Origin of the sequence: Microbacterium sp. KUDC0406 (assembly GCF_021582875.1) — a bacterium.
GTDB lineage: Bacteria > Actinomycetota > Actinomycetes > Actinomycetales > Microbacteriaceae > Microbacterium.
This window is the reverse complement of record NZ_CP091138.1, coordinates 1,620,526-1,633,594: the sequence shown is the minus strand read 5'-3', so window position 1 is coordinate 1,633,594 and position 13,069 is coordinate 1,620,526. Positions and strand designations below refer to the sequence as shown.

Here is a 13,069-nt window from a genome sequence, read left to right as displayed (position 1 = left end):
GCGCACTCCCCGCTCATCCTGCGCAGTCCGCGCCGATACGATTGATGTCATGGATCTTCTTGTCGTGGGGTCGGGTTTCTTCGGCCTGACCATCGCCGAGCGCGCCGCGGATGCAGGGCGCAAGGTGACCGTCATAGACCGCCGCCCGCATATCGGCGGCAACGCGTACAGCGAGGCGGAGTCCGAGACGGGGATCGAGGTGCACCGCTATGGTGCGCACCTGTTCCACACCTCGAACCCGACAGTGTGGGAGTACGTCAACAGGTTCACCACGTTCACCGGCTACGTGCACCGTGTCTACACGACGCACAAGGGCACGGTCTTCCCGATGCCGGTGAACCTGGGCACGATCAACCAGTTCTTCCAGTCGGCCTACACGCCCGATCAGGCCCGCGCACTGGTGCGGGAGCAGGCCGGCGAGTTCGACGTCAAGACGGCGGCGAACTTCGAGGAGAAGGGCATCGCCCTGGTCGGGCGGCCGCTGTTCGAGGCCTTCTTCCGCGACTACACGGCCAAGCAGTGGCAGACCGACCCGCATGAGCTGTCCGGCGACATCATCAGCCGTCTGCCGGTGCGGTACACCTACGACAACCGCTACTTCAACGACACCTGGGAAGGGCTGCCCACCGACGGCTACACGGCGTGGCTGGAGCGGATGGCCGATCACCCGAACATCGAGGTGAAGCTCGGAGTCGACTTCTTCGACGAGTCGCAGCCGCTGAACAAGCGCTCCGTGATCGGACAGGTGCCCGTCGTGTACACCGGGCCCGTCGACCGCTACTTCGACTACGCCGAGGGCGCACTGTCGTGGCGCACGCTCGACTTCGAACAGGAGGTGCTGAACGTCGGTGACTTCCAGGGCACCAGCGTGATGAACTACCCCGACATGGACGTGCCCTACACGCGCATCCACGAGTTCAAGCACTTCCATCCGGAGCGCAAGGACGTCTACGAGTCCGACAGGACCGTCATCATGCGGGAGTTCTCCCGCTTCGCGAACCGGGACGACGAGCCCTACTACCCGGTGAACACGCCGGCCGACCGCACCGGCCTGCTCGCGTACCGTGAGCTCGCGAAGGGCGAGCAGGACGTGCACTTCGGCGGACGGCTCGGCACCTACCAGTACCTCGACATGCACATGGCCATCGGCTCTGCCCTGTCGATGTGGCGCAACGACCTCGCCGGCGAGAGCGTCTGACATGGTGACGACAGTGGGGGCGCCGGGCACGCCCCGGCGTTATTTCCACTCACTCTGGCTGCTCTCCGCACGCGACCTGAAGGTGCGCTATTCCACGAGCGCTCTGGGGTACCTGTGGTCCGTGCTCGACCCGCTGGTGATGAGCGCGATCTACTGGTTCGTCTTCACGGTGATCTTCCACCGCACGGTGGGCGAGGAGCCGTACATCGTCTTCCTGATCGCCGCGCTGCTGCCGTGGGTGTGGTTCAACACCTCTGTGGGCGACTTCACCCGTGCCTTCAAGAAGGACTCCCGACTGGTGCGCTCCACCGCGATTCCGCGGTCGATCTGGGTGAATCGCATCGTGCTGAGCAAGGGCATCGAGTTCCTGTTCTCGCTCCCGGTGCTCGCGATCTTCGTCATCGTCAACCTGTTGTCCGAAGAGAACCCCGACCATGTCGTGCACATCGGCTGGGGCGCTCTCCTGTTCCCCGTGGCGATCCTCTGGCAGACGGTGCTCCTGATCGGGCTCGGCCTGCTGATCGCGCCGCTGTGCGCCCTGTACACAGACCTCGAGCGCACGACGGGTCTCATCCTGCGCGCCCTGTTCTACGCGACGCCGATCATCTACAGCGTCGACAACATGCCCGGGGCGTTCAAGACCATCGGTGCGTTCAACCCGATGGCCGGCATCGTCTCGATGTATCGGATGGCGTTCTTCTCAGACCAGTGGGATGGCAAGGTCATGATCATCGGAGCGATCGTCACCCTCGTGATCGTGGGCCTGGGCGTGTGGACCTTCCGCACCCTCGAGCGGCCCGTTCTGAAGGAGCTGTGATGGCTGCTGCGATCGAGGTCAGAGGACTCGGAGTCCGGTTCCGGCGCAACCGCCGGGGCAACCGCACGCTCAAAGATCTGTTCGCCGGTGCCAGCCGCCGTTCGCGGCCGGGTGAGTTCTGGGCGCTGCGCGATGTGTCGTTCTCGGTCGCCCCGGGAGAGGCGATCGGCGTCGTCGGCCGGAACGGCCAGGGCAAGTCGACTCTGCTGCGCCTCGTCGCCGGCGTGCTCCTGCCCGACCAGGGCACAGTGAAGGTCAACGGCGGCGTCGCGCCCCTGATCGAGCTGACCGGAGGGTTCGTCGGCGACCTGACCGTGCGCGAGAACGTGCGTCTCACCGCCGGGCTGCACGGAATGGCCAAGGACGAGATCACCCGCCGATACGACGGCATGATCGCCTTCGCCGAGCTCGAGGACTTCCAGGACACCCCGTACAAGCATCTGTCCAACGGCATGAAGGTTCGTCTGGCGTTCTCGGTCGTGTCGCAGCTCGAAGAGCCCATCATGCTCGTCGACGAGGTGCTCGCCGTCGGCGACAAGGCGTTCCGCGACAAGTGCTACGCACGCATCGATGAACTTCTCGCCGACGGCCGGACACTGTTCTTCGTCAGCCACAGCGAACGCGATCTGCGCCGGTTCTGCACGCGGGGGCTCTACCTGAACAAGGGCGAGCTGGTGCTGGACGGGCCGATCGGCGAAGTGCTGGACCGGTACAACGCCGACAGCGCCGCACGCTGATCTCGCTGCGCGAGGCAGCGGATCAGAGTCCGACGAGCTGCTTGAGCGCCTGCTCGGCGGATGCGGCGGCGTCTCGCGCCGCCTGCACACCCGAGTTCGTCTGATACGCGTCCTGCAAGCGGGACAGCGCGTTCAGGTATGCAGCGCTGCGGGTGCTCCAGTCATCCGCGATCGATGACGGCGCGACGCTGTCGGAGAGCCGCTCGGCGTCCTGTCGCAGCTGGTCGACGATCTGCTGGGCGTCCGTGCCGCTCGCGGAACCGAGCATCCGCAGACCGGTGTCCGCGTCGGTGAGCACGGGGCGCACCTTCTCACGGAACGTGGCCAGGCTGGGATCAGCGGGCGGCGGAGGCGTCACGGGAGGGACCGTCTGCGTCGGGGTGGGCGTGGGTGTCGGCGTCGGAGTGGTCGTGGGGCTGTCGCCGGGGTGGGCGTCGCCGACACGGTCGGGGTGGGGGAGTCAGTGGGCTCCGCGACCGGCGCTGTCCGCGGCAGGAACAGCAGGAACAGGACGACGGCGATCGCGACCGCGGCGACCGAAAGCCCGACGATCAGCCACACCCGGCCGGGATGCCGCTTCTTCTCCGGGGGAAAGACCAGACGTACTCCGGTTCCTGCTGAGTCATCTCAGGCCTCCAGTGGTCTCATCGGGCGCCAGTTGCGATCGCGGCCGATCTTGCCGCCGTCGCGAAGGCCGCGGAAGAGGTTGCTCGTGCCGCGCACGGTGCGCTCGACGAACACCAGCCGGATCAATTCCTTGAAGAACGTCAGTGCGGTACCGGCACCGAACAGCACGGGGCTGTACACGCCGTGCTCGCGGTAGTAGTGCTTGATGAACGCGCGATTGCGCATGATGTAGTACCGGTAGGCGTTGCTCGAGGCGTTCAGGTGACGGATGCCGAGGTCCCACTGCACGATCTCACGCGTGCGGCGCAGGACGAACTCGTCCACGATCACGGCGGTGGTCTGCCGCGATGCCAGCCACCCGTACACCTGGTCGTCCCAGTAGATGAAGAACCGCGGGTCGGGGAGACCGATGCTCTTCACGATCGAGCGGTGGATGAACATGCCTTCGAAGCATCCGCTGTTCATCTCGCGGTATCCGGCGCCGTCGAATCCCGACGGTGCGAAGGGGATCGGGATGCCCATCCGGTCGGCGATGCGGTACTGCCAGTAGAACTCGCTGCCGTCGTAGTCGTAGCGGCGTCCCTGGATGCTCTTGAAGCGAGGCGCCCACGCGCCCATCCGGGCCAGGCCCTCGGGGAGCACCTCGACGTCGTCGTCCATCATCCAGATCCACTCGGAGCCGAGCTCGTATGCGGTGCGCATGCCCTCGCTGAATCCGCCGGAGCCACCTGTGTTGGTCTCCAGGCGCCGGTAGACGATCTCCGTGCCGATGTCGGCGCGGAACGACTCCACGACCTCGGTGGTGTCGTCGGCCGAGGCGTTGTCGACGATCACCACGCGGCCGGGCTTCGGGTCCATCGCGCGGATGCTGGTGAGCAGTCCTTGCAGCAGGTGCGAGCGATTGTAGGTGACGATGACGATCGCCGCCGAGGCCGGATCGAACGGGGCGGCGTTCACGACTGCTCCTCGAAGGTGTGCTGCCAGGCGGCCTCGGACACGAGTTCGGGAAGTGCCTCGCGGTACTCCTTCTGCAGTTGCGGCCACCGGCGGCGCAGCTGCCGGTGCAGGCGCACCGTGTCCAGGAGCATCCGGCGGAACTTCGCGCGGTCGCGGGTGTACACGTTCTTCCCCGACCCGTCGGCCGAGCTCACGAGCGCACTGTCGAAGGCGGGCAGGCGCCACCAGTGCGCGTCGTCCTTGCCGAACTCGACCTCGGGTTGGGCGACGTTGGCGGGGTCGGGCTGGTGCAGCCAGTGTTTGATCAGGGTGCTCGCGGTGAACCACCGCAGCAGCATCCCCGTCGGGCTGTCGTACTCGTGCTGCTTGTGCTGCTTGTAGACCCGGCGCCCCTTGCGGGAGTGCAGCACCACGGAGGGGTCGCGATGCACCACGGTCTCCGGGTACTCCGCGGCGAGAGCCCTCGCATCCGGCATCGCCGTGCCGAGGTTCTTCCGCATGTGCGCCGGGCCGGACAGCACGTCGCGCAGCGCCCTGGCGCGCAGCGCCGTGGGGTAGTACTGCATCATCATCAGGTGCTTCAGGTCGACCCTGCGGCTGTGCACCAGCAGGCGTCCGCCGCGCGGGGCGTTCGAGTGCAGCAGACCTGCGACGATGCGATTGCGGGCGTGGAAGTACGCCTGCCAGTCGATGGTGTCGTCCTTGTTCACCCAGGCCACGTGCCAGAGCGCCACGCCGGGCAGCGAGACCGTCGGGAAGCCGGCCTCGCCGGCGCGCAGGCAGAACTCCGCGTCATCCCACTTGATGAAGGCCGGCAGCGAGAGCCCGACCTCGCGGATCGCGGCGACCGGGATGAGGCACATCCACCAGCCGTTGTAGTCGGCGTCCATGCGCATGTGCAGCAGGGGGCTCTGGCGCAGGTTCGCGACGCCGAAGTCGTGCGGCATCTTCTCCTGGTACAGGTTGCGCCACATGAAGGGATCCTCATCGACCACCTCGGCCCAGCCGTGCAGCCGGGGGCGGTCGAGCAGATCGAACATGTGCCCGCCGACGAGGATCGGGGTCGTCGCGTACTGTCCGAACACGATCGATCGGCGCAGCGACTCCGGCTCCAGCCGCACGTCGTCGTCGAGCAGCTGCACGAAGTCGCTCTCTGGTCGCTGCAGCGTCTCGTGCATCGCCCGGGCGAAGCCGCCGGAGCCGCCGAGGTTGGGCTGCCGGATCACGGACAGCGTCTCGCCGAGACGGACGGCGGCCTCGTCGAAGCCCGCCTGATCCGCGACCAGCTGCGTTCCCTGATCGACGAGGAAGATCCGGTCGACGAGCTCCAGCGCTTCCGGAGCGTCCGCGAGGGCCTGCAGGGTCTCGACGCAGTAGTCCGGCTTGTTGTAGGTGGTGATGCCGAGCGAGGCCTTGCCATCGCGCGCGGGCCCCTGCTCGGTCGTCCAGACCGCGCTCTCCAGCACGGCGCTCTTCTCGTCGGCGACGACGTCGAACCAGATCCATCCGCCACCGGAGTACTCCGTCAGCGACAGATCGAAGGAGGTCTCGGCGCTGCCCGTCACCTCGCGGTCCTCGACCCGCTGCCGGATGCCGGACCCGTTCGAACGGTAGACCAGGATGGTCGCGGGGCCGGTCGTCCGCACGGTGAGCCGCACCTCGCGCACGCTCGTCCAGTGTTGCCAGTAAGACGCCGGGAAGGCGTTGAAGTAGGTGCCGAGCGACACGCGGCGCCCGGAGACGATGCGTGCGCTGGTGCGGCTCAGGATGTTGCCGAGATGAGCCCGGTTCGAGACGCGGACGGGTTCCTCATCGATCACGGACCAGGTCTCGGGGTCGGCGTAGAGCGGCAGGAGGTCGGGGTCTCGGTCGAGCGGGAACACGACGTTCTGCAGCACATGGGTCACGAGGTGCAAGCCTACCGGTGAACCCTTGAGATCACCGGGAAGCGAGGCGGGCGACGCCCGGTTCAGAGGGGGCGCAGCGTCGGCAGCGTCCCGGTCTGCACGGCGTCGATGTTCTCCCGCCACGACCTCGACTGTCCGGCGCGCAGCGCGCACAGCACGAGCATGAACCATCCGGCGCCGACCAGCGTGAAGCTCTCGAACATCGAGTCGATCGCGAGGGTCACCAGCACCAGCGGTGTCCATGCGTACACGACGGACCGCCGCACGCTGGCGACCAGCCAGGAGCGGATGATCGCGACGCCGCCGAGCACGAGGAACAGCAGCAGCCCGGCCCAGCCCAGCTGCAGCAGCACGTCGAAATAGGCGTTCAAGGCGCTCTGGTGCTGCTGGTCGAGCAGGATGTTGATGTAGATGTACGGGAATGCCGAGTCGTTCCAGGCGCCGATCCAGCCGGAACCGAGGATCGCGTTGTTCGGAACGAAGTCCAGGATCGTGTTCCACAGGTCGGCGCGCATCGAGAAGTCCGATCCGGCGTCGAGCAGGCGGATGATCTGGTGCCGCAGCCCGAAGGCGGCGGCCAGCCCGATCACCACGACCGCGCCGAGGGCCCACTGCACCATGTTGCGGCGCTCGGCCGGAGCATGCCGGACGATCATGAGAGCGAGACTCGCGACGCCGACTCCCGCGGCGAGGACGACGACGGTCGGCGAGGCAGAGAGCAGCGCGAGGAACGCGCCCAGCGCCACGGAGCCCACGGCGACCGGTGTGGAGACGGATCTGGTGCGCCACTCGACGATGAACGTGATCAGGGCGATCACGGCGACGAATCCGAGCATGTTGCGCGTGCCGAAGATGCCCTGGATCGGACCGCCTGCGGCAAGTGAGCCCTCGATGCCCAGACGCTCGAAGGGAACGTCCAGCAGGATGCCGGAGAGCACTTCGAGCGCCAGGGAGACGATCAGCAGCCAGCGAAGGGTGTCGCCGATGGCGCGCACGGTCTGCAGGGTGTCGCGCACGTGTCCGACGGTGATCGCGAGGACCGCGTAGCCGAGCAGCGATGCCCACCCCGTCAGCGTGTCCGATCGGTCGGTGCTCCACACCACGCTGAGCAGGGCCAGCGCGAGGAACCCCAGCAGCGACGTCGGCGCCAGGCGCAGCAGGCTGAGCTCCTCCCGGCGGGAGAACAGCACGGCGATGCCGACGAGAGCCAGGACGACGATGACCGTGGCGAGGGTCAGCAGTGAGGACAGGCGTTCGATGGCGAAGGAGCCGAACACGGCGATGAGCACCGTGATCGTGTACGCCCTGGCGAACTCGGCCGAGGCGAGCAGGCGCAGCGGATGCCGGAGGTCGGTCATGGCACCTGTCGCGCCTGCTCGCCGTGCGCGAGCACGGACGACCGCTCGTCGAGGCCCACGCCCACGAGCGGGACCGCCTTGATCTTGAACGAGAACATCACGAGCAGCATCCACCCCCAGAGCATGATCGGCGCGGACTCCGCGAGTCCCTCGACCAGCAGTGCGGCGACGACCATCGTGGGCAGCAGCGACAGCGGCGAATAGGGGCGCTTCGCGTCGAGATCCCAGCGCGGACGGTCCACCGCGAAGAACCAGGCGCGCCAGGCGAGCGCCGCCCAGGCCGTCGCCATGAGCAGGACGCCCACGACGCCGAGCTGGAAGAACACGTCCAGCCACATGTTGTGCGCATGGAAGACGGTGAGCTTATGGTCGACGATCCAGCCCTGGAAGCCCGGGTCCCAGGGGACCCAGGGGGAGGAGTAACCGTTCCCGATGATGGGATGCGTGATGGCGCGCTCCCAGACCTTCGCCCAGATCTCGAACCGGCCGGTCATGTCGGAATCCTTGCCGAAGGCGGCCAGCACCTGATCGCGCAGGATGAATCCGGTGGCGATGCCGGCGACGACCACGAGCAGACCGCCGGTGTAGATCGCGGTGCGCTGCGAGGGGCGGTGCGCGCGGCGCATCAGCAGGGCGACCAGCAGCACGACGCCCGCCGCGAGTCCGCAGAGCACGCTCGTCGCCGAAGCGGCCTTGTACAGCAGGACGAGTGCGATGACTCCCCAGACGACGAGGGCACCGCGTCGGCGAACCCTGGCCGCGAACAGCACGCCGAAGACCATCAGAGCGAGCAGGCACATCATCGACAGCGTGTGCGCGTTGCCCACGATGCCCTGGATCCGCCCGTCGGTGAACAGGTTGCCCCGCACCCAGTAGATGTGCGGGTCGATCTTGCCCGAGGGGACGTCCGCGAAGTTGGGCAGGATCGGATGCTGCAGCACGAGCGCGACCCACAGCTCGATCGCGAGCGAGAGGCCGACGATCCACTTCAGGGCGCTGGACAGTGCGCGGACGAGTTCCTGCCAGGTGAGCATCGTCGCGGCGAACAGGGCGTTCACGGTGACGGCGAGCCAGAGCGCCCAGGTGATCAGCGTCGCGCTCGGCCACTCCGACCAGATCACCGAGAGCAGGGCGAAGGCGCCGTAGCCGAGCGCCACCCAGGGGAGCCGCCGCCAGGGGAAGCGCGTGGGGCGCTGCCGTGCGATCGCGGGGATCCAGATCCCCAGGATGCCCGCGGTCAGCAGTCCCATCGCGACGATGGCGCCGGTGGATCCCAGCAGGTTGAACACCGCGGTGTGCGCGAGAGTCGCGAAAAGCGTGAGCACGATGTACCCGCGCAGCATCAGGTGCCCGGTGGTCTCCCGCTCGGGGGCCGTCGGTGCGGGAGCCGCGGGGTGCTTGCTGTACTGGGCCATCGCGTTTCAGGCTACCGCGCGGAGCGGGGTGAACCCCTGTGCAGACGGTGCGGCGCGGCATCCGGGCCCGTTCGTCCTAACCTGGTGATCATGCTGATGAGCCTGACGAACGCGCCGCGCGACTACGCGTGGGGATCCACCTCTCTGCTGGCCGAGCTCGAGGGGCGCGCTCCCGCCGCCGGGCCCGAGGCGGAGGTCTGGTTCGGCGACCACCCCGGCGACCCCGCCGACCTCGCCGACGGCCGCACTCTTGATGCGGTGACCGGCGGCTCGCTGTCGTTCCTGCTCAAGCTGCTCGCCGCCGCCGACCCCCTGTCGATCCAGGTGCATCCGACCAGGGAGCAGGCGCGCGCGGGGTACGCCCTGGAAGCGGCGCTGCCCGCCGATGATCCGCATCGCAACTACCGGGACGACAACCACAAGCCCGAGCTGATCGTCGTGCTGAGCGAGCGGTTCGAGGCGCTCGCCGGCCTGCGCCCCGTCGACGGCACCCTGCGGCTGCTCGAGGCACTCGGGGACGGCGCAGGGGTGTGCGCGCTGCGCTCCCGGCTGACCGGCGGAGGCGACGTGCTGCGCGACACGATCGGATGGCTGCTCTCCGGCGACGCGCAGCCCGAGGTCGATGACGTGATCGCCGCGCTCGCCGCGGCGGAATCCTCCGAGTTCGCCACGGAGCTGGCTGTCGTGCGCTCGATCGCCGGGCGCTATCCCGGCGACCCCGGCGTGATCGTGGCTCTGCTGATGAACGTGCTCGTGCTCTCCCGCGGCGAGGGCGTGTTCCTGCGCGCCGGCCTGCTGCACGCGTACGTGTCGGGTCTCGGTGTGGAGATCATGGCGGCGAGCGACAACGTGCTGCGCGGCGGACTCACGCCCAAGCACATCGATGTGAGGGAGCTGCTCGCGATCCTGGACACGACGCCCGGAGAGGTTCCGGTGCTGCATCCCGGCGCCGGCGCCGTCACCGCGTACGAGGTCCCCGTACCGGACTTCGCGCTGCGTCGGGCGCAGGTCGACGGCGCCGGGCTCGCGGTGCAGGTCGACGGACCCGCCATGGTGCTGGCCACCGCGGGTGAGATCGTCGTGCGCGGTGCGGACGGCGAGCCGGTCACGGTGCCGGTGGGCACCGCCGTGTTCGTCTCCGCCGAGGAGCGCCGGCTCGTGCTCGAGGGCAGCGGCGAGGCGTTCATCGCCCAACCGGGCGCGACGAACTGAGTCACGCAGCCGGACGCGACACGCCCGCGCGACACGCCGGACGCACGTCAATGAACCTTCAAGAGCGGGTTGAGGGTTTACGATCCGCGACTTGACCCGGGGGAATGACACGGGTGTAATTACTAGTGCACGGCCCGAGGGGGGCAGGCGAAGGGTTGGGAGATCGAGATGACGGGTTACCGTTCGGACGTTCCCGACAACTGGTACGTCGATCCGGTCGATCTGGGCGTCCCGGGGGTCAGGCAGCCGGAAGAGGATGACAACGCACTCGCATGGCAGGCCGACGCGCTCTGCGCGCAGGTCGACCCCGAGGCCTTCTTCCCGGAGAAGGGCGGCTCCACTCGCGACGCGAAGCGCATCTGCAGCTCCTGCGATGTGCGCGGCGAGTGCCTGGAGTACGCGCTGAACAACGACGAGCGCTTCGGCATCTGGGGCGGCCTGTCCGAGCGCGAGCGGCGCAAGCTCAAGCGCCGGGCCGGCTGAGCCCGCCCCGCGGCTGCGCTTCTCGGGGCGCGCCGGGTGCGCTCACCGTGCAGGGTCCTCGGTCTGCCTAGGCTGTCCACGTCATGCCAGCCCGAGTCCACGCCCTTGTCGTCACGCGCTCCGGTGAGTCCGCGCGCGCCCAGCTGACCCGCACCCTCGATGCGGTGCGCACCCAGAGCCTCGCTCCCGAGGCCGTCACCATCGTCGTGTCGGGCAGCATCGCCGGCATCCGCGGCGACGGCTTCCCCCGATCGTCGAAGGGGTGATCGAGACCCGGCCGGGACTCTCTACGCCGACGCACTGCAGGTCGCCTACCCGCGCATCCCGGAGGGCCGCGCGGTCTGGCTGCTCGCACAGGACACGGTGCCCGAACCCGACGTGCTCGAGCTTCTCGCTGGAGCGCTGGAGCGATCGCCGTCGGCGGCGATCGCCGCGCCCAAGCTCACCGGCGAGGGGCATGATGAGATCGCCTCTCTCGGCGTGAGCATGACCTCGCTCGGCCGTTCCGTCGAACTCGCCGCAGGAGAACTCGACCAGGGCCAGCACGACGGCGTCGACGATGCCCTGAGCGCGGACATCCGCGGAATGCTGATCCGGGCCGAACTGGTCCCCTCGTTGCGTCCCGACCCCGCTCTGGCCGGAGCCGACGAGGGTCTCGACGTGGGCGTCCGAGCCCGTCTGGCCGGAGGCAGAGTCGTGCTCGTCCCGTCTGCGCGCATCTCGGTCCGGCCGGATGGTCCGGCCGCGCTCCCTCAGCGTGAGTCCCAGCGCGCCTGGGCCATGCGCCTGGCGCAGCTGCATCGCAGGCTGTCATACGCGCCGTTCGCGGCCATGCCTCTGCACTGGCTCACTCTGCTCCCGCTCGCGCTGTGGCGATCCGCCGGGCACCTGATCGGCAAGCATCCGGCGGCCGTGGCCCCCGAGTGGGGTGCCGCATTCACCGAGATGCTCCGGTTCAGCGCCATCGCGCGCTCGCGTGCCGCGATCGCCGCCACCCGGACCGCGAGCTGGTCCAGCATCGCCCCGCTGCGCATCACCCGTGCCGAACTGCACAGGAGACTGGACGACGGGTACGGCAGCGAAGGAGGCGCGGTCAGCGAGCTGCGTTTCTTCTCGGGCGGAGGCGCCTGGGCGGTCCTCGCCGCGCTGGCCGTGAGCGTCGCGAGCTTCACGACCCTGCTGGCATGGCCGGGCATGGGCGGCGGTGCTCTGCTCCCGCTGCGCCGCACCGTGTCGGCCCTGTGGGCGGATGCCGCCTGGGGTCTGCGCGGCATGGGTCTGCACACGGTCGGTGCAGCCGACCCGTTCTCCGGGGTGGTCGCCGTGCTCGGCTCGCTCTGGCCCGGATCGCCGTCGCGGGCGATGGTGCTGCTCTGGCTGCTGGCCCTTCCGCTGGCAGTGCTGGGCGGATGGTTCGCGGCGACGCGGGTGACCGACCGCTCCGGCCTGCGAATCCTCGGCGGCATCGCGTGGGCCCTCGCACCGACCTTCCTGACCGCGCTCGTGCAGGGGCGCCCTGCTGCCGTCCTCCTGCACCTGCTGCTGCCATGGGCCGTGCACGCCGCTGTCGTCGCGCACCGCTCCTGGGGTGCGGCTGGTGCCGCTTCGCTGCTGGTCGCGGCATCCCTGGCCTGTGCGCCGTCGATCGCGCCCGCCGTCGTGGTGCTGTGGGCGGTCGCTCTGATCCTCTTCCTGGTCCGCGGGCGCATCCACGGTGCGGCACGCCTGATCTGGACCCTGATCCCTGCTGTCGCCCTGTTCGCGCCGCTGGCCTGGGCACAGCTGCGGCACGGCACCGCGATCGCGCTGCTCGCCGACCCTGGCGCGATCTGGCCCGCGGGGCCGCAGGCCACAGCGGATGCCGCAGGCCGAGCAGCCCTGGCCGAGGGATTCCCCTCGATGGACCTCGCGGGGTGGGCCTCGGTCTCAGGCGCCCCGCTGTCGCTCGTGCCGCTGCTGCTCGCTCCGCTCGCCGCGCTGGCGCTGATCGCGGCGGTCGCGCCGCGCTGGCGGGCCGGCATCATTCTGCTCGCCGTGACGGTCGTCGGCATCGCGACGGCCTTCCTCGCCGTCGGCATCGTGGTGAGCTTCTTCCACGGAGACAGCGCCGCGATCTGGCCGGGCGCCGGACTGAGCCTCGCGTGGATCGGCGTCGTCGGCGCGGCCCTCGTCACCCTCGACACCATGCTCACGCTGTCCTGGCTGCGCTCGATCGCGGCGGTCCTGGCGGGCACGGCGCTGGCGGTATGCGCGCTGCCCGCGCTGACGGCGGAGCATCAGGAGCGCGCGGTGATGAGCGCCGCCGCCGGCACAGACCCTGCCGGCGCTGGTCGCGGCAGAGGCCGACGCTGACGCCGG

12 protein-coding genes are annotated in these 13,069 nt (G+C 69.0%); 7 read left to right on the top strand and 5 right to left on the bottom strand.

Features of this window, described 5'->3' with window-relative positions:
* Positions 1–49 precede the first annotated feature (49 nt).
* From glf to L2X99_RS08225, 3 genes are read left to right on the top strand one after another with little or no spacing between them, the layout of a single operon-like run.
* Positions 50–1,198 carry a UDP-galactopyranose mutase gene (gene glf, locus L2X99_RS08235; protein ID WP_236124127.1) on the top strand — a complete coding sequence of 383 codons (1,149 nt, stop codon included), beginning with the start codon at positions 50–52 and terminating at the stop codon, positions 1,196–1,198.
* A 1-nt stretch (position 1,199) separates the two neighbouring features.
* Positions 1,200–2,015, top strand: coding sequence for an ABC transporter permease (locus L2X99_RS08230; protein WP_236124129.1), 816 nt, complete (start codon positions 1,200–1,202; stop codon positions 2,013–2,015).
* Positions 2,015–2,752, top strand: coding sequence for an ABC transporter ATP-binding protein (locus L2X99_RS08225; RefSeq protein ID WP_236124132.1), 738 nt, complete (start codon positions 2,015–2,017; stop codon positions 2,750–2,752). Before L2X99_RS08230 ends, L2X99_RS08225 begins: the two co-directional genes overlap by 1 nt.
* Before the next feature lie 22 nt (positions 2,753–2,774).
* Here the strand turns inward: L2X99_RS08225 and L2X99_RS08220 are convergent, their stop codons facing one another.
* The 5 genes from L2X99_RS08220 to L2X99_RS08200 form a co-directional block, all read right to left on the bottom strand.
* Complete coding sequence (locus L2X99_RS08220; protein ID WP_236135837.1) at positions 2,775–3,110, bottom strand: hypothetical protein; 336 nt, start codon at positions 3,108–3,110, stop codon at positions 2,775–2,777.
* Positions 3,111–3,379: 269 nt separating this feature from the next.
* Complete coding sequence (locus tag L2X99_RS08215; protein WP_236124136.1) at positions 3,380–4,336, bottom strand: glycosyltransferase; 957 nt, start codon at positions 4,334–4,336, stop codon at positions 3,380–3,382.
* Positions 4,333–6,243 (bottom strand): glycosyltransferase, encoded by a 1,911-nt coding sequence (locus tag L2X99_RS08210; RefSeq protein ID WP_236124138.1) that lies wholly within the window; start codon positions 6,241–6,243, stop codon positions 4,333–4,335. The genes L2X99_RS08215 and L2X99_RS08210 overlap by 4 nt, the downstream gene beginning before the upstream one ends.
* 62 nt (positions 6,244–6,305) lie before the next feature.
* Positions 6,306–7,601, bottom strand: a complete 1,296-nt coding sequence (locus tag L2X99_RS08205; RefSeq protein WP_236124140.1) for an O-antigen ligase family protein — start codon at positions 7,599–7,601, stop codon at positions 6,306–6,308.
* Complete coding sequence (locus L2X99_RS08200) at positions 7,598–9,016, bottom strand: O-antigen ligase family protein (protein ID WP_236135836.1); 1,419 nt, start codon at positions 9,014–9,016, stop codon at positions 7,598–7,600. The genes L2X99_RS08205 and L2X99_RS08200 overlap by 4 nt, the downstream gene beginning before the upstream one ends.
* A 90-nt stretch (positions 9,017–9,106) precedes the next feature.
* Between L2X99_RS08200 and manA the strand changes: the two genes are divergently transcribed.
* The 4 genes from manA to L2X99_RS08180 all read left to right on the top strand — a co-directional run bounded on the left by manA (position 9,107) and on the right by L2X99_RS08180 (position 13,063).
* The gene (manA, locus tag L2X99_RS08195; RefSeq protein ID WP_236135835.1) at positions 9,107–10,228 is read left to right on the top strand and encodes a mannose-6-phosphate isomerase, class I; all 1,122 of its coding nucleotides are present in this window, start codon (positions 9,107–9,109) and stop codon (positions 10,226–10,228) included.
* 168 nt (positions 10,229–10,396) lie between these two features.
* Positions 10,397–10,711 carry a WhiB family transcriptional regulator gene (locus L2X99_RS08190; protein ID WP_329608150.1) on the top strand — a complete coding sequence of 105 codons (315 nt, stop codon included), beginning with the start codon at positions 10,397–10,399 and terminating at the stop codon, positions 10,709–10,711.
* 83 nt (positions 10,712–10,794) lie between these two features.
* The gene (locus L2X99_RS08185) at positions 10,795–10,977 is read left to right on the top strand and encodes a hypothetical protein (protein ID WP_236124144.1); all 183 of its coding nucleotides are present in this window, start codon (positions 10,795–10,797) and stop codon (positions 10,975–10,977) included.
* Between the two features lie 34 nt (positions 10,978–11,011).
* Positions 11,012–13,063 (top strand): glycosyltransferase family 2 protein, encoded by a 2,052-nt coding sequence (locus L2X99_RS08180; RefSeq protein ID WP_442923522.1) that lies wholly within the window; start codon positions 11,012–11,014, stop codon positions 13,061–13,063.
* The last annotated feature ends 6 nt before the right edge of the window (positions 13,064–13,069 follow it).